The organism is Ensifer sp. 2TAB8 (assembly GCF_052115125.1).
GTDB lineage: Bacteria > Pseudomonadota > Alphaproteobacteria > Rhizobiales > Rhizobiaceae > Ensifer.
Genome location: NZ_JBFRGB010000004.1, coordinates 1 through 18,525, shown reverse-complemented (window position 1 = coordinate 18,525; position 18,525 = coordinate 1). Strand labels below are relative to the sequence as shown.

The 18,525-nt window shown below is 62.8% G+C and carries 19 protein-coding genes and 1 pseudogene; 9 read left to right on the top strand and 11 right to left on the bottom strand.

Going from position 1 to position 18,525, the window contains the following annotated elements:
- Positions 1–57 precede the first annotated feature (57 nt).
- The 7 genes and pseudogenes from AB4Z53_RS09675 to AB4Z53_RS09645 all read left to right on the top strand — a co-directional run bounded on the left by AB4Z53_RS09675 (position 58) and on the right by AB4Z53_RS09645 (position 7,625).
- Complete coding sequence (locus tag AB4Z53_RS09675) at positions 58–1,383, top strand: acetamidase/formamidase family protein (protein ID WP_441595661.1); 1,326 nt, start codon at positions 58–60, stop codon at positions 1,381–1,383.
- A gap of 352 nt (positions 1,384–1,735) precedes the next feature.
- Positions 1,736–2,536, top strand: coding sequence for an SDR family NAD(P)-dependent oxidoreductase (locus tag AB4Z53_RS09670; protein WP_441595660.1), 801 nt, complete (start codon positions 1,736–1,738; stop codon positions 2,534–2,536).
- A gap of 79 nt (positions 2,537–2,615) precedes the next feature.
- Positions 2,616–3,964 (top strand): annotated as a pseudogene (locus AB4Z53_RS09665) (epoxide hydrolase family protein).
- A 53-nt stretch (positions 3,965–4,017) separates the two neighbouring features.
- A complete protein-coding gene (locus AB4Z53_RS09660; protein WP_441595659.1) occupies positions 4,018–4,656 on the top strand; it encodes a VOC family protein in 639 nt (212 codons plus the stop codon).
- A 79-nt stretch (positions 4,657–4,735) separates the two neighbouring features.
- Complete coding sequence (locus AB4Z53_RS09655; protein ID WP_113535087.1) at positions 4,736–5,677, top strand: GlxA family transcriptional regulator; 942 nt, start codon at positions 4,736–4,738, stop codon at positions 5,675–5,677.
- Between the two features lie 161 nt (positions 5,678–5,838).
- The gene (locus tag AB4Z53_RS09650; RefSeq protein WP_113535086.1) at positions 5,839–6,891 is read left to right on the top strand and encodes an alpha/beta fold hydrolase; all 1,053 of its coding nucleotides are present in this window, start codon (positions 5,839–5,841) and stop codon (positions 6,889–6,891) included.
- A 317-nt stretch (positions 6,892–7,208) separates the two neighbouring features.
- Positions 7,209–7,625 (top strand): organic hydroperoxide resistance protein, encoded by a 417-nt coding sequence (locus tag AB4Z53_RS09645; RefSeq protein WP_113535085.1) that lies wholly within the window; start codon positions 7,209–7,211, stop codon positions 7,623–7,625.
- 142 nt (positions 7,626–7,767) lie between these two features.
- Here the strand turns inward: AB4Z53_RS09645 and AB4Z53_RS09640 are convergent, their stop codons facing one another.
- From AB4Z53_RS09640 to AB4Z53_RS09615, 6 genes are all read right to left on the bottom strand, one after another.
- Positions 7,768–9,102: a sensor histidine kinase gene (locus tag AB4Z53_RS09640; protein WP_441595658.1), complete on the bottom strand. Its 1,335-nt coding sequence runs from the start codon at positions 9,100–9,102 to the stop codon at positions 7,768–7,770.
- Complete coding sequence (locus AB4Z53_RS09635; protein ID WP_441595657.1) at positions 9,099–9,839, bottom strand: response regulator; 741 nt, start codon at positions 9,837–9,839, stop codon at positions 9,099–9,101. Before AB4Z53_RS09635 ends, AB4Z53_RS09640 begins: the two co-directional genes overlap by 4 nt.
- Positions 9,840–10,079: 240 nt before the next feature.
- Entirely contained in the window at positions 10,080–10,319 is a 240-nt protein-coding gene (locus AB4Z53_RS09630; RefSeq protein WP_223728808.1) for a tautomerase family protein, read from the bottom strand.
- A 115-nt stretch (positions 10,320–10,434) separates the two neighbouring features.
- The gene (locus tag AB4Z53_RS09625) at positions 10,435–11,148 is read right to left on the bottom strand and encodes an SDR family NAD(P)-dependent oxidoreductase (RefSeq protein ID WP_441595656.1); all 714 of its coding nucleotides are present in this window, start codon (positions 11,146–11,148) and stop codon (positions 10,435–10,437) included.
- A gap of 143 nt (positions 11,149–11,291) precedes the next feature.
- A complete protein-coding gene (locus AB4Z53_RS09620) occupies positions 11,292–12,224 on the bottom strand; it encodes a LysR family transcriptional regulator (RefSeq protein WP_441595655.1) in 933 nt (310 codons plus the stop codon).
- Positions 12,225–12,347: 123 nt separating this feature from the next.
- Positions 12,348–13,376: an NAD(P)H-dependent flavin oxidoreductase gene (locus AB4Z53_RS09615; protein ID WP_441595654.1), complete on the bottom strand. Its 1,029-nt coding sequence runs from the start codon at positions 13,374–13,376 to the stop codon at positions 12,348–12,350.
- Between the two features lie 247 nt (positions 13,377–13,623).
- On the opposite strand from AB4Z53_RS09615, the gene AB4Z53_RS09610 reads away from it, so the two are divergent.
- Complete coding sequence (locus AB4Z53_RS09610) at positions 13,624–13,818, top strand: hypothetical protein (protein WP_441595653.1); 195 nt, start codon at positions 13,624–13,626, stop codon at positions 13,816–13,818.
- Between the two features lie 15 nt (positions 13,819–13,833).
- On the opposite strand, the gene chrA is transcribed toward AB4Z53_RS09610, so the two are convergent.
- The 4 genes from chrA to AB4Z53_RS09590 form a co-directional block, all read right to left on the bottom strand.
- Positions 13,834–15,240 (bottom strand): chromate efflux transporter, encoded by a 1,407-nt coding sequence (gene chrA, locus AB4Z53_RS09605; protein ID WP_441595652.1) that lies wholly within the window; start codon positions 15,238–15,240, stop codon positions 13,834–13,836.
- 1 nt (position 15,241) lies between these two features.
- Positions 15,242–16,063 (bottom strand): chromate resistance protein ChrB domain-containing protein, encoded by an 822-nt coding sequence (locus AB4Z53_RS09600; protein WP_441595651.1) that lies wholly within the window; start codon positions 16,061–16,063, stop codon positions 15,242–15,244.
- 204 nt (positions 16,064–16,267) lie between these two features.
- A complete protein-coding gene (locus tag AB4Z53_RS09595; RefSeq protein ID WP_113535075.1) occupies positions 16,268–17,026 on the bottom strand; it encodes an alpha/beta hydrolase in 759 nt (252 codons plus the stop codon).
- A 235-nt stretch (positions 17,027–17,261) separates the two neighbouring features.
- Entirely contained in the window at positions 17,262–17,528 is a 267-nt protein-coding gene (locus AB4Z53_RS09590) for a hypothetical protein (protein ID WP_113535074.1), read from the bottom strand.
- Positions 17,529–17,670: 142 nt separating this feature from the next.
- Between AB4Z53_RS09590 and AB4Z53_RS09585 the strand changes: the two genes are divergently transcribed.
- Positions 17,671–18,000: a YciI family protein gene (locus tag AB4Z53_RS09585; RefSeq protein WP_113535234.1), complete on the top strand. Its 330-nt coding sequence runs from the start codon at positions 17,671–17,673 to the stop codon at positions 17,998–18,000.
- Between the two features lie 27 nt (positions 18,001–18,027).
- Here AB4Z53_RS09585 and AB4Z53_RS09580 read toward each other — a convergent pair.
- A partial coding sequence (locus tag AB4Z53_RS09580; RefSeq protein WP_441595650.1) for a TOBE-like domain-containing protein occupies positions 18,028–18,525 on the bottom strand: 498 nt, incomplete at its 5' end.

The window sequence follows — 18,525 nt, the reverse complement described above, 5'->3', positions numbered from 1 at the left end:
TACCGCCGAGACGGGCGGCCTGAACCTTCGATGCCAATCAACCTGGAGGAAAGTGACATGCTGGAGAAAACGAGAGAGCGCCAGACGAGCGGGGCTCGGACAGTATTTGTCAACGAGTTGACCAACGGGGTCCTCGACCCGACCGAACCGATGCTTGGGCCTGTCGCTGATGGCGGTGTCATCATCGCGAACATGGCGCCGGGATGTTGGGGGCCGATGATCACGCCGGAGATCCGCGGCGGACATGAGGTGACACGCCCTGTGGCGGTCGCGGGCGCTGAAGTCGGCGATGCGATCGCTATCCGGATCCGCTCACTGATCGTCACCTCTGCGGCGACGGCTTCGGGCAACGACGAGGTGGTGGCGGGACGCTTCAACGGTGATCCCTTCTGCGCGGCCGTTTGCCCGGGTTGCGGCACGGAATGGCCGCGTACGCGCGTGGAAGGCATCGGCCAGACTGCGATCCGCTGCGAGAAATGCGGCGCGGACGCGACGCCCTTCGTCTTCACCAACGGCTACACGATCGCTTTCGACGATGAGCGCCAGGTGGGGCTGACCGTCGGCAAGGCGATAGCGGAGACCTTCGCCACGGATGCGGAACAGCTGCTGGCCTTGCCGGACAGCTCGATCCAGCACCCCATCCTGACCTTTGCACCGGCCGACCTCGTCGGGGTTGCCACAAGGCTCAGACCATTCCTTGGCCAATTGGGCACGACGCCGTCGAAGGCGATGCCGGACTCGCACAATGCCGGCGATTTCGGCCAGTTTCTGACCGACGCTCCCCATGCCTATTCCCTGACCGCGGACGAACTCGCCAGGCACAAGACCGATGGCCACATGGATGTGAACACGGTGCGGGAAGGCGCGATCCTGATTTGCCCTGTCAAGGTGCCTGGCGGCGGCATCTACATGGGCGACATGCACGCGCTGCAGGGAGACGGCGAAATTGCCGGCCATACCTGTGACGTGGCCGGCACGGTGACGCTGGAGGTTCATGTCATCAAGGGGCTCAAGATCGACGGGCCGATCCTCCTGCCGGTGCTGGATGACGTGCCTTTCCTTGCGCGCCCGCTCAACGAGGCGGAACGCACCAGGGTTTCAGCACTTGCGCGCAAGCACGGTGTCCGCGATGTCGAGGCCGATGCGCCGGTCACCTTCATCGGCACTGGTGCGAACCTCAACGATGCGACGACGAACGGGCTGGAACGGGCGGCAGAACTGCTCGGCCTCAGTGTTCCCGAGGTGATGAACCGCGCGACGATTGCAGGTGCCATCGAGATTGGTCGCCACCCGGGCGTGGCGCGGGTGACGTTCCGCGCTCCGCTCAATCTGCTCGACGCAAAGGGCATCGGCACGTTTGCACGCAGTCTCTACAACCTCTGAGCGGTCTGCGTCTTGCAGGGAGCCGATTGCGAATGAAGAGCGGGGTCGACGTGATGTCGGCCCCGTCTTCTTTTGCGGACGTCGCAGTGCAGCGGGAGAACTCCTGGGGCACATCGTATCGCTCTGCTGCAATCCTGGCTCTCCAGACATTGAGATACACAGACGTTGCTCCCGAACACATCACGGATACACCGCGCACGCATGGTCACCGCGAAGTTGGATTGCATCGCACAGACGCGATCCTGACCTTCAGCAGTCGATATCTATGTCTTGAAATGCGGGAAATATGACATTTGAGACATTGCCGTTTCGCCTTACCATCGAGGCTCCAACCAAGGCAAAGGAGCTTGAAATGAGCAGGAATTCCAAGGGTACGGCACTGATCACCGGCGCGTCGTCCGGCATCGGTGCGATCTACGCCGATCGCCTGGCCCGCCGCGGCTTCGACCTGATCCTCGTTGCCCGCAACCGTGAGCGACTGAATGGTCTCGCCCGCCGTCTGGCGGACGAGACGGGGCGCGCCATCGAGGTCGTCGCTGCCGACCTCGGCAACAGGGATGATGTGAGGCGGGTCGAGAAGATCCTTCAGAGCGATGCGAGCCTCACGGTGTTGATCAACAATGCCGGCGTCGGCGCCACCGCGCCCCTGCTTGCCTCCGATGTCGACAAGATGGAGGAGATGATCACGCTCAACGTCAGCGCACTGACGCGGCTGACCTATGCGGCGACACCTGGATTCGCCGCGCGCAGCACTGGCACGATCATCAATATCGCCTCCATCGTCGGCGTTGCGCCCGAGCTTCTGAACGGCGTCTACGGCGGGACCAAGGCCTTCGTGCTGGCCTTCACTCTGTCGCTGCAGAAGGAGTTCGCCGACAAGAACGTCCGCATTCAGGCCGTACTCCCGGGTGCGACCGCCACGGATTTCTGGGGCATTGCCGGTACGCCGCTCGAGCACGTTCCAAGCGAGATCGTCATGCGGGCCGAAGACATGGTGGACGCAGCGCTTGCCGGCCTCGACCAGGGCGAAGTGATCACCATTCCGGCGCTGCCGGATGCCGGTGACTGGGCGGCCTACGAGGCGGCTCGCCAGAAACTCATGCCCAACCTTTCCAGGAGCGCACCTGCCGCTCGCTACAACATCGGGGGATAGCTCCCGATTTCCACCGGGCTCCCAACCCGGAACTGTCTGGCGATGCCTGAGGCATCGCCCCCACAACCGAACCAGGAGAATGATGATGTCCAGACGCTATTTGCCAGATGCCAAGCGTAGCCGCTTGGCCGCCTTCGCGCTGTCGGGAGCGATCGCGATCCTGCTTCCTCCGCTTGCCGCCGAGGCCGCAGGGGCTTCCTCGGCGGGCGGCACGCAGATCGCGGTCGCCACAAAGCCGGCGGCCGACGAAGCCATCCGCCCCTTCCAGTTCCATGCCAGTGATGCCGCACTTGCCGACCTCAAGCAGCGCGTCGCGGCGACCAAGTGGCCGGACCGCGAACTGGTTAAGGACGGAACCCAGGGCGTTCAGCTCGCCACCATGCAGAAACTCGCCGAGTATTGGGCGACGAACTACGATTGGCGCCGGGTGGAAAAGCAACTCAACGACCTGCCGCAGTTCGTGACCAATATCGACGGCGTCGACATCCATTTCATCCATGTGCGGTCCAAGCACAAGAACGCGATGCCGCTCATCGTCACCCACGGCTGGCCGGGCTCGATCATCGAGCAGTTGAAGATCATCGATCCCCTGACCAATCCGACTGCCCACGGCGGCAGCGAAGCCGATGCCTTCGACATCGTCATTCCTTCGCCGCCCGGCTACGGCTTCTCCGGCAAACCCAACGAACTCGGATGGGACCCGGTCCGCATCGCCAAGGCCTGGGCCGTGCTGATGCAGCGTCTGGGCTACACCCACTATGCTGCGCAGGGCGGTGACTGGGGTGATGCGGTCACGGAGCAGATGGCGTTGCAGCGGCCGGCCGGGTTGCTCGGCATCCACACCAACATGCCGGCGACGGTTCCCTCCGAGATCCAGGAGAGCCTGGATGCCGGCGCTCCGGCACCGTCGAACCTTTCGGCCGACGAGCGTCGCGCCTATGACCAGCTCGACTTCTTCTACAGGAACGGGCTGTCCTATGCCCAGGAGATGAGCAAGCGCCCGCAGACGCTCTATGGCATCGAGGACTCGCCGATCGGGCTTGCCAGCTGGATACTCGATCATGACGCCCGCAGCTACGAGCTGATCGCCCGTGTCTTCGATGGTCAATCGGCAGGGCTGAGCCGTGACGACGTGCTCGACAACATCACGCTCTACTGGCTGACCAACACGGCCGTCTCCTCGGCGCGGCTCTACTGGGAAAACAAGCTCGCCTTCTTCCAGCCGAAGGGCATTCAGATTCCGGTGGCCGTCAGCGCCTTCCCGGACGAACTCTATCAGGCGCCTAAGTCCTGGGCGGAAAAGGCGTTCCCCAAGCTCATACACTATAATCGCCTCGCCAAGGGGGGCACTTTGCAGCCTGGCAACAGCCTGCCGCCCTGGTCGATGAGCTGAGGGCCTCGTTCAAGTCACTGCGTCAACCGAGCTGAAGGGAAGAGGCGCGCGATGGCGCGCCCGCCCGTTCCAACCAAGGAGAAGTGTCATGACAAATGTAGGTAGCGGCAACGAAACCCCATCGGTTGATCTGAAGTTCGAGGTCGCCGTCATTCCCGTCTCGGATGTCGATCGGGCCAAGAGTTTTTACGGTCGGCTTGGCTGGCGGCTTGATGCCGATTTTCCAGTCGGCGATACGTTCCGGGTCGTTCAGTTCACTCCACCGGGCTCGCCGGCGTCGATCCACTTTGGCACTGGGCTGACCTCGGCTGCGCCCGGCTCCGCCGTTGGTCTCTATCTCGTCGTTTCGGACATCGAAGCAGCGCGCGCCGAGCTTATCGCGCGTGGTGCTGAGGTCGGCGAAGTCTTCCACCGCGAAGGCCCCGGAAAGCCGCCGATGAGCGGCCGCGACCCCGCGCGTCGAAGCTACCGCTCTTATGCCACCTTCCGCGACCCCGATGGCAACGGCTGGCTGCTCCAGGAGGTGACCGAACGTCTGCCCGGACGCGTGAACGCCGATGTCGCGGACTTCGCTTCGGCAGTAGATCTTGCGGCTGCCTTGCGTCGTGCTGCTGCCGCGCACGGCGAACACGAGAAGCGAAGCGGCGGCCAGCACGATCACAACTGGCCGGACTGGTATGCGACGTACATGGTCGCAGAGCACGCGGGCAAACCGCTTCCCGAATGAGATGCGGCTATGATCGCCGCGTTCCCTTCATGGCGGAAATCTGCTATAAGCGATCATTCCAGACAGGGATGGTTGAGACATGCACAGGATAGGCTACGTCGTCTTTCCGCGATTCCAGCTCATGGGGTTCGCGGCGGTCACCGCTTTCGAGGTCGCCAATCTGACGCTCGGAGAGCAGGCCTACGGGATCGAGTTGCTGTCAGAGGCGGGCGGCGAGATCAAGTCGTCCGCCGGTTTCGGTGTGCTCACAAAAGCCTTTGACGATACGGTCTATGACACCGTCATGTTCGGCGCGGGCACCCAGATCGAACCGGTTACGCCGGGGTTGGTTGCCTTTGCGCGCCATGCACTCAAAGCCTCGCGGCGGGTGGCGGCACCCTGTACCGGCGCCTTCATCCTTGCAGAATCCGGACTGCTCGACGGCCGTCGCGCCACAACCCATTGGGTGTTTGCGCGTCAGCTCCGAGAGCATTTCCCGGAGATTAGGGTCGAGGAAGATCGCATCTTCATCGTCGACGGGAGCGTGTGGACCTCCGCCGGCATGACGGCCAGCATCGATCTGGCGCTGGCGATGATCGAAAAGGATCATGGCGAGGACGTCGCGCGCCAGGTCGCGCGCAAGCTCGTCGTCTATCATCGGCGCGCCGGAGGCCAGTCGCAATTTTCCGCGCTGCTCGAACTGGATCCAAAGTCGGACCGTATCCAGAAATCGGTCAACTACGCCAAGGCCAACTTGCGCAATGTGTTGTCGGTGGAGGAGCTCGCCGATGCTGCCGGCTTGAGTTCGCGCCAGTTCAGTCGCGCCTTCCGCTCCGAGACCGGCCAGTCGCCGGCAAAGGCCGTTGAACATCTGCGCGTAGAGGCGGCGCGCCTGTTGATGGAACAAGGGCGCCATTCCATGGACGTGATCGCCGAGGAAACCGGCTTTGCCGACAGCGATCGCATGCGCCGCGCCTTCCTGCGCACGCTTGGCCAACCGCCTCAGACGATCCGCCGCAATGCGCGTGAAGGCATCGCCTGAACCGGACGCCACCGCGGTTTGCAGTATCTTGGTAGAATTGTATCGCCGTGTATCGGCGGCCTGCCGTTCTACACTTGCTTTCAATAGGGGTCGCTGCGCACACGACCGGGATACACTGGCGCTCCATTTCTGATGGTAGTTCAGTTCACCGGAGGCACCCCATGTCGGACGAAATCAACCATCCACGGCGTCGTTTCATCGGCGCAATCGCGCTTTCGCTGGCGGCGGCGCAATTCGCTTCGACAAGCGTTGCCAGAGCGCAATCGGGAGAGAGCGCCACGCTGCGCCTGCCGGTCATCACCCCCGGGGCGAACAAGTCCTTCCCCACCCTCAAGCAGGTCGATGCGGGTGTCCTGAACGTCGGTTATGCCGAACTTGGCGCGAGCGACGCCCCGGTCGTCGTTCTTCTGCACGGTTGGCCCTATGACATCCATACCTATGTGGATGTGGCGCCGCTTTTGGCAGATGCCGGCTATCGTGTCATCGTACCCTATCTGCGCGGCTATGGCACGACCCGGTTTCTTTCTGCCGACACACCTCGGAATGGCCAGCAGGCGGTAATTGCCAAGGATATTATTGCGCTGATGGACGCGCTCAAGATCGAGAAGGCGGTGATCGGCGGCTGCGACTGGGGCGCACGCACTGCCAATATCATCGCCGCGCTCTGGCCCGAACGCTGCAAGGCGCTGGTTTCGGTCAGCGGTTATCTCATCGGCAGCCAGGAGGTGAACAGGAAGCCGCTTTCACCGCAGGCAGAGCTTGCCTGGTGGTACCAGTTCTACTTCGCCACAGAGCGTGGGTATGAGGGCTACAAGCAGAACCACAAGGAATTCGCCAGGCTGATATGGAAGCTTGCCTCGCCCAAGTGGAACTTCGACGATGCCACCTTCGACAGAAGCGCCGAAGCGCTCGAGAACCCCGACCACGTCGACATCTCGATCCACAATTATCGCTGGCGCCTCAGCCTCGCCGAGGGTGAAGCACAGTACGACGACCTCGAAAAGCGGCTGGCACAGTTCCCGACCATCACTGTCCCGACCATTACGCTCGAGGGCGACGCCAATGGTGCGCCGCATCCGGAGCCAGCGGCCTATGCCAAGCGCTTCTCCGGCAAGTACGAACATCGCCTGATCACCGGCGGCATCGGCCACAATCTGCCACAGGAAGCGCCTGTGGCCTTCGCCAGGGCAATCGTCGACGTCGATCGTTTCTAGTTCTTCTCCCGCAGCCTGCGTGGAGGCGCGGGGTTCCGGTTCGCCGGTCCCGCGCTCTTTTGCGTGCTGATGCGGCATTTGGAGCCTGGCCGGCATAGTGTCTGGCACCCCGGTCAGGGACCAGCTGCAAGCGCGCAGGTCCATGCACCGTGGCCGCCTTCGTATCATCATGTATCCATTCAGGGACTTGGCAAACTGCCACACATTTCCGCTTCCCTGATGAAGCATCCCGTACACCTGCGACGCGCCATCTGTGTCTAGACAGTCGCAAAGGGCAATCGGGCCCGAAAGGAACAGCTGTCGAAAGGAAGAATACGATGAGCGAAGCTGAAAAGGTACTCTACACCGGCAAGACCCACACGACCGGCGGCCGCGACGGCGCCTCTCGGAGCGACGATGGACGCCTGGACGTCAAGCTCTCTACGCCCGGGAGTTCGCGGCCGGGCACAAACCCGGAGCAGCTCTTCGCTGCCGGCTGGTCGGCGTGCTTCATCGGCGCAATCGGATTGGCGGCCGGCCAGCGCAAGGTTGCACTCCCCGCAGACCTTGCCGTCGATACCGAGGTGGACCTGCGCAATCGGGACGGTGGTTATTTCCTGCAGGCGCGGCTCAATGTCAGCCTGCCGGGGATTGATGCGGAAGTGGCGCGTCAACTGGTTGATGCTGCGCACCAGACCTGCCCTTATTCCAAGGCGACGCGCGGCAACATCGATGTGACGATCAATCTCGTCTGAACGAGGTCCGATTGCGAAGGATCCTTTAGCTCACCAAACGGAGGCGGCGGCCGATGAGGCCGCCGCTTATTTGATTGGAGGACTGGCCGCGTTTGGTGTGGGTTGGGCACGGGAGTGTGAAGCGACGGCGCCTTGTTATGCCTCATGCCCGATGAGGACGAATGGCAAGCTCCGCAACCAAGCCGCCGCCAGTGCGGTTGGTCAGGGTCAGAGAGGCGTTGATGGAGGCGGCAAGCTGTTGGGCGATGGCAAGACCGAGGCCCGTTCCGCCGGTATCGCGGTTGCGGGAGTCCTCCAGCCGGACGAAGGGTTTGAGGACTGCATCCAGCTGATCTTCGGGTATGCCGGGTCCGTGGTCGAGCACCTTGATCGTCACGCTGTCGTCAGCAAGCCGCTTGACCTCGATCTCGGCGCTGCCGCCGAACTTGAGCGCGTTGTCGACCAGGTTGGTAAGGATGCGTCTGAGCGCCTGAGGGCGGGTGATGATCGCGCCGCCATTGGCGCCGTTGGCGGTCACCGCCTTGCCGGTGTCCTGATAGTCATAGACGAGGCTCTCGACGAAGGAGGAAAGGTCGATGCGTGTCGCCTTTTCGACATTGCCATGGGCGCTTCGCGCATAGGCGACGCCTTCCTTGACCAGGCTTTCGATCTGGCCGAGATCCTGGATCAGCTTGTCGCGGTCGGCAAAGTCGTCCGCCATTTCGGCGCGTAGCTTCATGCGGGTGATCGGCGTCTGCAGATCGTGGGAAATGGCGGCGAGGATCTGAACGCGCTCTTCGAGATACTGGGCGATGCGGTCGCGCATCGCATTGAATGTGCTCGCCGCATAGGCAACCTCGGTCGGCCCTGTTTCGCTGAGCCGCGGCGTATTGCGGTTCGGGTCAAGCGTATCGGCAGCCGCTGCGAGGTTGACGAGTGGGCGAACCGCCTGTCGCATCGCAAACCAACTGCACAAAATCAAGAGCGCGAGTTGGGCCGCGAGCACGAAAGGCAACCAATCGGCCAGGGGCATCACCCCCTTGGGATAGACGTCGATCGTTAGTGGCGACCCGTCGCTCAAGGTCAGATGTGCTTGCACGTGGCGGCGATCGCCGGGAACCGTCTCCACCTTGACCGGGTATTGGGGGCCGGTCGCGCGCTGGATGTTGGCGGAAAGCTCCATGGTTGCCGGATCGAGTGACGGGTTGCCATGAACGCCTGGGCCGAGAATGAAACCGTAATTGTCTCGGCTCAGGCGGTTGAGCCATGCGCCGCGCTCGGTGGCGGGTAGGCGATCGAGTATCGCGATCGACGTCGCGATGTCGTTTTCCAGCGTGTTGAACATGACGGACTTCGCCGCAACGTAGCGCTCGAAAAAGAGGACCGTGAACGACATTACATGCGCGATGGTGAGACCGGCCAGCAGAATGACGAAGAGCCGCGCCCTCAGCGTGCGCGGCCACAATCGAAATCCTCTCGGCTCTGCGCTAGTCGTCATTCACGCGCCTCCACGATCTCGATGGGCACCGAGAAGACGTAACCTTCGCTGCGCACCGTCTTGATGTAGATCGGTTCGCGAGCGTCATCGCCGAGCCGCTGGCGGACCCGGCTGACGAGCAGATCGATCGACCGATCGAAGAGTTCGGCCTCGCGCCCTTGGGTGAGGTTGAGCAACTGGTCGCGGTTGAGCACGCGCTGGGGGTGGTCGATGAATACCTTCAGCAGCCGATACTCGGCGCCGCTGAGCGCGATTACGGTGCCGTCCGCGTCGATCAGGTGCCGGGCGGTGGTGTCGAGCTTCCACTGACCAAAGTGCAGTAGCTGTCCGGCCTCGGAAATCTGTAGGTTCGGCGGCAGCATGCGTGCGCGCCGGAGCACCGCCTTGATGCGGGCGAGCAGTTCGCGCGCGGAGAACGGCTTGGAGAGATAGGCGTCGGCACCCATCTCGAGGCCCAGGATCYGGTCCATCTCGTCGCTGCGGGCCGTCAGCATGATGATCGGGATCGCCTTGTGTTTGCCGGCGCGCAGTTCGCGGCTGAGCACGAGCCCGTCGTCGCCTGGCATCATCACATCGAGCACGATGAGATCGACGGTATCGCCCTCGAGGAAGCTGCGCATCTGTCGCCCGTCGGCGACGGCCGTTGCGCGCAACCCGTTCTTCTTGAGGTAACCGGACACAAGTTCGCGGATCTCGCGGTCGTCATCGACAATCAACACGTGGTCGATATGCTCCATCGAGCAAACTCCTCAAATCCGGTTTGGTCTTGGCTTCCCTGGCGGCTTTACCCGGCCAAGGCCGAAGGCATCCGAGCAGCCCCATTGGCGCCTGGGATATGTCCTCGGTGTGTTCGCAACATCCAGACTTGCATGAGTATGTAATGCAAGCGCCTCCAGATACATTTCGACACAAATTTGCAAACGAAACCCGCCGCTTGCTGTCAGGCGGCGGGTTTCGAGATCGCGCTGTCCGCGGTGTCAGCCCTTTGCCTGAGCTACCAGCTTGGCGCGATACTGCGCGGTCGGAAGGCCGCCCCAGCCCCAGTTGTCGAGTTCGACTTCCTCGATGACCACATAGGTCGATTCCAGCGGCTTGTTGAGCACGTCGAGCAGGACCTGGCTCACGCCCTTGATGATTTCAGCCTTCTCCTCGGCCGTGACTGCCTTGCGGTCCGGCGTGGTACCTTCGCGGGTCACCTGAACTGTTACGATCGGCATTGTCGTTTCCTCTTCAGATCTGGATGTTGATGGCACCATCAGGTGCCGCCTACTTGTGCGATGGCTAGCAAGGCGCGGGGCGGCTGAGATTGGACCCCTCGCGCCTCAGTCTTGCCTACCAGCGTCCGGCGTTCTGCCCGCCGTCTACATGCAGGATCTCGCCGGTGACGAAACCGGCGCCCTCCAGATAGAGGACGGCGTCGACGATATCGCGGATTTCGCCCATGCGACCGACCGGATGCAGCGTCGAGAATGCTGCGTGGGTTTCCGGTGCGTGCATCGGGGTCTTGATGATGCCCGGCGAGACGGCATTGACGCGAACGCCGGTCTTGGCAAATTCAATGGCGAGCGCCTGGGTCACGGAATTCAAGCCACCCTTGGTGATAGACGCAAGGGCCGCCGGAACACCGGCGATCGGCTGGTTCACGAGGCTGGTGGTGATGCTGACGATGTGGCCGGAGCCCTGCTTCAGCAGCTCGCGGGCCGCGTGCTGGGTGATGTGGAAGAAACCGGCGACGTTCACCCCGAGGTTCAGGTCGTAGTCCTCCTGGGTGAATTCGGTGAACGGCTTGGCGGTGAAAACGCCGGCGTTGTTGACCAGCGTATCGATGCGGCCAAACCGCTCAAGACCCAGGCGAACGACCCGCTCGGCAGTCTCCGGCTTGCTGATGTCGCCGGCGACGCTGAGGATTCCGGCGTCCGAGCTTTCCTGGATGGACCGGGACGTGGCGATGACGCGGTAGTTGCGATCGCGGTAGGCCTGAACCAGGGTGGCGCCGATACCCTGCGATGCACCGGTGATGATGGCGACCTTCTGCTCATTGCTCATGGATGTGATCCTTATTCGATTGCAACGGGCGTTTCGCTTGGCCCGTCCTCCGCCCTCGGCGTTGGTGCAATCAGATTTAGACCCATCCGATGTGTGGGAGAATTGATGCCATACGGCGCTCAGTCAGCCGTAAATCGGCATAATTAGCTGAACGTGCCGGCGTCCGTTGCCATGCGTGCGAACTCGGTTCTGAGACGCGGCAGCGCGAAATCTGCAAAGGCCCGGACCTTCGGAACCGACATGCGGCCCTGCGGCGCAAGAAGATGCACAGGCATCGCGGGATGTTCCGCATCAGCCAGTACGATCTTCAGGCGTCCGTCACAGACATGGCGGGCGACATGATAGGAGTAGAGCCGCGTGAGGCCAGTACCGGCGACGGCGGATTCGGCGGCAGCACGTACGCTGTTGACGACGTATCGCGGTGTGAACTGCACCGTGCGGGGGATCAAGGAGCCCTCGGCGGGTGTGAATGTCCAGGAATCGAGGCCGAAGTTGGTGAAGGCGACGATATGGTGCTTGGCGAGATCGGCCGGCTCGTCGATCCGCGGGTGGTTGGCGAGATAACGGGGCGAGGCGACGACGACGCGCCTGATATCGCCGCCGATCCGTGTCGAAATCAGCGAAGAGTCGGCGAGATGGCCGATGCGCAGCGCGATGTCGACACCCTCGTCGACGAGGTTCACGAAACGGTCAAGCAGGAGCAGCCGGGCCGAGACCGCTGGATAGAGGTTGAGAAAGTCGTCGAGGATAGGACGCAGTACCTCCTCGCCGACGATCGGCGGCGCGGAAATCGTCAGCGTGCCGCGAGGGGCCGCTCGTTCGCCACCTGCGAGCATGTCGGCCTCTTCGAGATCGATCAGCACCCGGCGGCAGGCCGTCGCATATCGCTGACCCGCTTCGCTGAGCTTCAGCGATCGCGTCGTTCGATGCAGCAATTCGACCCCGACGTGAGCTTCGAGCAGGTTTAAGGCGCGACTGACCGCCGTCGGCGATCGCTTCAGCCGTCGGGCTGCCGCCGCCAGGCTGCCTTCATCGACCGCGGTCACGAAAACTTTCATTGCATCGATACGATCCATTCTGCCGACTTTCGCGATGATCCTTGCCAGATGGCAAGCATCCACCCGCCCTCCGGTCGAAGTAAAGAGGCAGGCTCGGCTCTCGCGTCAGAGGGACGTGACCACGATCCTTCACGATGGCAATCAATCGGCGAACAGCTTCTCGATCAGGTCGGCCGCCGAGCCCTGCCAAAGCTCACCCTTGCCAGTCCCCGCCCAAAGCGAAAGGAAGTCTGCCGATCCCTTTGCGGCGGATGCCCCTCTGATGTCTCGGGTGAACTTGTTCTGCGCGGGGAAGGGCATCACCGTCGCGGCGTCCACCTCGTTCATGAAGCGGTTCACGACGCCGCGGGCAAACCGCCCGGAGAAGGCGCGTGTGGTGCGCGTCGTGCGTTCCACGCCTTGGAGGGCAGTGCGATAGGGTGCCGAGGTTCCGGCCTCGGTGGTCGAGAGAAAGGCCGTCCCCATCTGGACGGCGCTGGCGCCCATGGCGAGCGCCGAACGGATATCGGCGGCCGTCATGATGCCGCCAGCCGCAATCAGCGGAACCTTCACCTTCCGAAGACTTTGCGTCAACAGATCCGCAAGTCCAAGTTCGGGATCCGCGGCGCTCGGGTCGAAGATACCGCGGTGCCCGCCGGCCTCGAAGCCCTGGAGGGTGATTGCATCGACGCCGCTCTCTTCGAGTGCCTGTGCCTCCTCCGGTGTCGTCGCCGTGCCAACGATCAGCATCCCTGCCTTGCGCGCGGCCCGCATATGCTCGGCGCGCAATACGCCGAAGACGAAGCTGAGGACTTCCGGCTTTGCTTGCAGCACGGCATCGAATTGCTGATCGAAGTCCTCTTCGTAGGGTGCTGAAAACGACGGCTCCGGCAGATCCAGTTCGGTGCGATACTTAGCCGTCGCCGCCACGGCCCGCTCGATCATTGAAGCGTCGACCTGCGGTTCAAGGTGCTGGATGAAGAGGTTGATCGCGAACGGACGGTCGGTGTGCGCGCGGACCTTTTCGACGAACCCAGTGATGGCGGCCGGGTTTGAGTAGGCGGCGCCGACCGAGCCCAGCGCTCCGGCTTGCGACGACGCTATGACGAGTTCCGGCGATGAGGGGCCGCCGGCCATCGGCGCGACGATCAACGGGTATTTCAGGCCAAGTTTCGCCAGTGGATCGCGCATGTTCAATGTCCTCGCTTCTTGTTGCCTGCCGTGTGGCGGCGGTGCAGACTTAGGGTGATAAGCAGTCGACACAAGGTGAGCCGCCGCTATTCGCTCGATTATCTTGCGATGTGTGCCCTCGCGGTTCGATCGTTGTCGGGATCCCGCCGGGCGCGCTGTGGAATCGCCAGCCTTGCGGCGCGCGGTTGCCGTGAGGTCGATTGGCTGGCACTGTCTTTCATGCCGAACCATTCCCATGAGGACACCGATGCCGCAACAGACGGACAAGCAAGATCCAGCTCCGCGCCTGATCGACAACTATCGGCCAGTACAGTTGAGGGCCGTGCTCGCCGCCTGCGCCGTGAAGCATCGCGAACCACCACCGCCTCCGCCGGAAGAGCACTTCTATGGGTCGCAACTGCCGGAGGGATTTCATCTCCCGCAATCGGTCTACGACGACTAAACGCCACTTTCGCAATCAGCTCGTTGCAAGCGTCCAGGCCATGCCGGCAAGCGCGCAGGCAAGCAGCGTCGTGATCACCGAGGCATTGAAGCGGAAGATCGCGACGCCGGCGGCAAGTGTCAGCAGGAGCGATGGTATCACCAGCGAATTCAGCACCGGCACGTCGAGTGCAAACGACGCGAACTGCCAGGTTACCTGTTCCGCAAACAACGTGTGCAGCCCGAACCAGACGGCGAGGTTGAGGATTACGCCGACGACGGCGGCGGTAATCGCAGACATGGCGCCCGTAAGCGCGGCATTGCTCCGCAACCGCTCAATGAAGGGTGCCCCGAGGAAGATCCAGAGGAAGCAGGGCACGAAGGTAACCCAGGTGGTCAGCATCGCCCCCAAAGTCGCCGCCATCATCGGGTGGAGCGCGCCGGGAGCGCGGTAGGCGCCCATGAAGCCGACGAACTGTACTACCATGATCAGCGGTCCAGGCGTCGTCTCGGCCATGCCGAGCCCGTCGAGCATTTCGCCGGGTTTGAGCCAGCCGTAGTGCTGCACGGCTTCCTGGGCGACATAGGCAAGCACGGCATAGGCGCCGCCGAAGGTGACGACCGCCATCTGGCTGAAGAACAAGCCGATTTGGCTGAAGACGTTGTCCCAGCCGAGGAAGATGACGAGTAGCGCCAGGGGCACGAGCCATAGCGCCAGCAGGACACAGGAAATCCGAAGCGACCACGCAAGGTTGGGGCGGGCATGTCCCGGGATTTCCTCGCCGAGCGCTGAATCCTCGTCCTTCAGAACCGGGCCGGTGCCGCCCTTGTGCCCGCCACCGATGCGAAAGAGCGGAGATCCGGAACGGGCGCCGATGTAGCCAAGCACGCCGGCTGCCAGGATGATCAGCGGGAAGGGCACCCGGAAGAAGAAAATGGCGATGAAGGCAACTGCCGCGATGCCGATCATCATTCGGTTCTTGAGTGCCCGGCCGCCAATGCGAAAGACGGCCTGGACGACGACTGCAAGCACAGCGGCCTTGAGGCCGAAGAAGAGCCCTTCGACGACGGTGACATTGCCGAGGGCGGCGTAGATGTAGCTGAGGCCGAGGATCGCCAGGAAGCCCGGAAGCACGAACAGAAGTCCGGCAACAAGGCCGCCGGCCGTTCTATGCAGGAGCCAGCCGATATAGACAGCAAGCTGCTGCGCCTCCGGGCCGGGCAGAAGCATGCAATAGTTCAGCGCATGCAGGAAGCGATGCTCGCCGATCCAGCGTTTTTCATCGACGAGGATACGGTGCATGACCGCGATCTGACCGGCTGGTCCGCCAAAGCTCAGCGCCGCAATTCGCGCCCAGACCCGCACCGCTTCGCCGAACGAGATGCCGTGGCTTTGCCCTTGCCGCGCCACATCGGGCGCGGCCTTGTCAGCAATATCAGTCATCTCAAAGGTCCTTCTTGGGCGAGGGCCAGTTATGCGTCTCATTGGTCGCATCCCGACACCAACGATAGAAGGCATCGTAGAGCAGCATTCCCGCCTCCAACTGCTCCAGGTCGTCGGCATACATGCGGGAGAGACCGAGGGAAGCGGCGAGCAGGCCCGGCGCCTCGGGCGCCAGCTCGAGGCGCGCGGTGTCGGCTCCGCGCACGATGGTCGCGAGCCGGAGCAACGGCGTGGTTGCAAGGCCGAACTGCTCCACCATGACATCGAATGTGCAGAGTTCGCCGCGGTGGCTCCAACGGATCGGCGCATCGATATCGAATGGCGTTGCTCCGAAGCGTTCGCCGACCATTTCGGCTTCCGACGGCGCCACGTACAGGAAGACCGCCTTCGGGTCGACGAAGCGTCGGATCAACCAGGGGCAGGCGATGCGGTCGATCTTCGGTCGCGCCCGCGTGACCCAGATGGTCCGTCCGCTTGCATCCCGTTCGGGTATCGCGGAAACGGGCACGGCCGGATAGCCGGCGCTGGCCCAGGCCTCGAAACCGCCATCGAGCACGTCGGCAGCAATGCCGGCATTGCGAAGCCAGGCGGCAGCGCCATGGCTGAGCTTCTTGCCCTGCTGACAGATGATGATTGCCGATGCCTTGGTAACACCGTCGATCCAACTCTGCATCTGGCGATAGTCGCGCCTGTAGGAACCCGGGATGAGGCGGGGATCGGTATCGAAATCGTCATCGATCCTGACATCGATCAGTTCGGGGCAGTTCGGTGTGCCGATGAGGCGGGCGAGTTTTTCCGAGGATATTTCGAGAAATGACGACATGACGCGTCCTCCGGATGAGCGGTTCTATGGACGCGATGCTTCGGCTGGCGCCTCATGGGGTGATCGCACCCCCATGCATGAAGTCTTCCGCTCTTTCACCGGGCTGTCAAGCCGGCGGCCAGGAAACGTGGAACGTCTTGAGGCCCGCTGTCCTGAGTGCGGAAGGGCGCCGCACTCAGGACGCAGACGCGCGGCGTGTTCGGGCTATTTGCCGGCGTCCTTGGCTGCGGTTTCGATGATTTCGGCGACCTTTTCCGCTTGGGAGGCAAAGACGGCGTGGCTCGCCTTGATTTCTCTGATCTGGCTACCCGCACGTTTGCCCATGCTGCGTTCCAGCTCTGGATTGATCGCTCGGTCTTCGGTCGCCACGATCGCCCAGCTCTTCTTCGTCCGCCAGGCGGGCTCACCGGCCTTCGCAGTGAAAATGTCCTTTGCGGCAAAGACTTGCGACTTCGCCGCAAAGGCTGCCTCCGCCTTGGGAAGATCGGCAGCAAAATCGGCGGCAAACGCTGCCGGATCGAGATAGAGATATTTGCCGTCAGGGGTTTCCTTGATGCTCATTGCCGCCGGCGGCTTCGAACCGGCAAGCGTTGCAACGTCTTCGCCCTTGTCTGGCTGAAACGCCGCAACGTAGACCAGACCTTCGACCTTCTGGTGATGGCCGGCCTCGCTGATCACCATTCCGCCGTAGCTGTGCCCGACGAGCAAGGTCGGCCCATCCTGCAGGTCCAAGACACGGTTCGTCGCCTCGATGTCGGCGGCGAGCGATGTCAGCGGTTCCTGCACGACCGTCACGTTGAAGCCGCGCCGCACAAGGATGTCGCTGGCCTGGCGCCAGCCCGAGCCGTCGGCGAAGGCGCCGTGCACGATGACGATGTTCTTGATATCTGCCGCCTGGGCAGCGAAGGCGACCACGCTCGTTGCAAACGCAAGAGCAACGGTGGAGAGAGGACGGCGGCGCATGCGATCGTTCCTTCTGTGTTCATGAAGTGACGATCTCAATCTGGTTCCAAGAGGTATCCCGGATATGTCTGGCCTCACCCGGAAATGTACCGCAATGTACGGCAGGGCGATCTGCCGCTTGGTAATCCGGCCTGATGCGTAGGCTCTGGTTCAGGCCATGGCCAAGTGACCGCGGGAGCCGTCCACCCCGCGGCGCAATCCCTCAGGCACAGTGCCGAATGCAGGCGCATGTGCCCTATGATTCAACCAGGATCTTGATTGATTCCGGCACCACGCCATCAAACGCCATGGCGTCGGCCGCGGCCTGGCCCTGCAGGGCTTTCGCCAGCGTCTCCATATCGGGAACGTCCATGAGAATGGCTACGTGCGTCTGGTCGCGAGGATCGACGAAGGTACGAAGGTTTGTCACGCCGAGAGAACCGAAGAATTCCTTGCGCTTTGGGGACTTCAGCCAGTGTTCCGCACCTTTTGTGATCTTGTGGTGGGCGATGATGGTCGGCATTGCATCCTCCCTGTTGTGATGCGGACACAGGAGCCGTCGCAACTTTTCCAATGCATCCGCGTTCCCTCACGCAAGGCCTCGCCGACCCGACTGTCAATTAGCCCGTCGGAAGTAGAATGGCATTGCCAGGAGGATGTTGCTCATGCCGAAGTTCGTGACGATCGGATATGGAGACCGTGCGGGCTACGACCGTACCCCGGCAGCGGTCCGGAATGCGGCGCATGCCCATGACGCCGAACTTCAAGCAAGAGGAGCGTTGATGGGGATCGCCGGCACGCCAGTACAGGTGCGCAACGCCGAGGCAGCGCAGCTCGAGAAGAAGAACGGCCCGTTCATGTCGTCTTCTCTGCCCGTGGCGGGGTTTGCGGTGATCGAGGCGGCCAATCTGGCGGAGGCGATCGATATGGTGTCGCGCACCCCGTGCGCGGTTGCCCACGGGGTGGTAGAGGTCTGGCCGCTCGAGACTTCTTGAGACGGAGGCCCCGATGTCCGATGCTTCTTAGGAGGCTTGGGCAACCAATGTTGGTTCCTGCATCTCGATCGGGCGGCTCTCGGTCTTCGCCTCCGAGGCTACGGCCTGCTGCCTCTTATCCCTGAAGAGTTTCCACTTTGTGGGTCTGAAGGCGATGCGGCTGTGGTCGCCGGCGGCGGCGCGTTCGGGGGAGAGTTCGATCTCGACATGCGGATGGTTGCGGCCGAGGTCGAGTTCGAGATGGCGGGTGCCGGCGACACGGCGGCTGGCGGCGACGAGGCCGGCAAGACAGCCGCCGCAGCCGTCGATCAGCTCGATGTCATGCGGGCGGAAGTGCAGGTTGGCCGGACCGTCCGGCTCGGCCGGGGCCCTAAGCCCGATCGGCCGGTCCTCGAACCAGATCTCGCCGTTCGAGAGCGTGACCGAGAGGCAGTTCGACTGGCCGATGAAGCCGAAGACGAAGGGCGAGACCGGATGGTCGTAGATCTCGTCGGGGGTGCCGACCTGCTCGATCGTGCCCTTGCT

Bases quoted from the DNA above. Each gene is read 5' to 3' on its own strand.
- AB4Z53_RS09610 (WP_441595653.1), top strand. From the start codon at position 13,624: ATGCCGCAACAGACGGACAAGCAAGATCCAGCTCCGCGCCTGATCGAC.
- AB4Z53_RS09650 (WP_113535086.1), top strand. From the start codon at position 5,839: ATGTCGGACGAAATCAACCATCCACGGCGTCGTTTCATCGGCGCAATC.
- AB4Z53_RS09655 (WP_113535087.1), top strand. From the start codon at position 4,736: ATGCACAGGATAGGCTACGTCGTCTTTCCGCGATTCCAGCTCATGGGG.
- AB4Z53_RS09615 (WP_441595654.1), bottom strand. From the start codon at position 13,376: ATGCGCGATCCACTGGCGAAACTTGGCCTGAAATACCCGTTGATCGTC.
- AB4Z53_RS09640 (WP_441595658.1), bottom strand. From the start codon at position 9,102: ATGACGACTAGCGCAGAGCCGAGAGGATTTCGATTGTGGCCGCGCACG.
- AB4Z53_RS09600 (WP_441595651.1), bottom strand. From the start codon at position 16,063: ATGTCGTCATTTCTCGAAATATCCTCGGAAAAACTCGCCCGCCTCATC.
- AB4Z53_RS09670 (WP_441595660.1), top strand. From the start codon at position 1,736: ATGAGCAGGAATTCCAAGGGTACGGCACTGATCACCGGCGCGTCGTCC.
- AB4Z53_RS09660 (WP_441595659.1), top strand. From the start codon at position 4,018: ATGACAAATGTAGGTAGCGGCAACGAAACCCCATCGGTTGATCTGAAG.
- AB4Z53_RS09595 (WP_113535075.1), bottom strand. From the start codon at position 17,026: ATGCGCCGCCGTCCTCTCTCCACCGTTGCTCTTGCGTTTGCAACGAGC.
- AB4Z53_RS09590 (WP_113535074.1), bottom strand. From the start codon at position 17,528: ATGCCGACCATCATCGCCCACCACAAGATCACAAAAGGTGCGGAACAC.
- AB4Z53_RS09620 (WP_441595655.1), bottom strand. From the start codon at position 12,224: ATGGATCGTATCGATGCAATGAAAGTTTTCGTGACCGCGGTCGATGAA.
- AB4Z53_RS09625 (WP_441595656.1), bottom strand. From the start codon at position 11,148: ATGAGCAATGAGCAGAAGGTCGCCATCATCACCGGTGCATCGCAGGGT.
- AB4Z53_RS09645 (WP_113535085.1), top strand. From the start codon at position 7,209: ATGAGCGAAGCTGAAAAGGTACTCTACACCGGCAAGACCCACACGACC.
- AB4Z53_RS09585 (WP_113535234.1), top strand. From the start codon at position 17,671: ATGCCGAAGTTCGTGACGATCGGATATGGAGACCGTGCGGGCTACGAC.
- AB4Z53_RS09630 (WP_223728808.1), bottom strand. From the start codon at position 10,319: ATGCCGATCGTAACAGTTCAGGTGACCCGCGAAGGTACCACGCCGGAC.
- chrA (WP_441595652.1), bottom strand. From the start codon at position 15,240: ATGACTGATATTGCTGACAAGGCCGCGCCCGATGTGGCGCGGCAAGGG.
- AB4Z53_RS09675 (WP_441595661.1), top strand. From the start codon at position 58: ATGCTGGAGAAAACGAGAGAGCGCCAGACGAGCGGGGCTCGGACAGTA.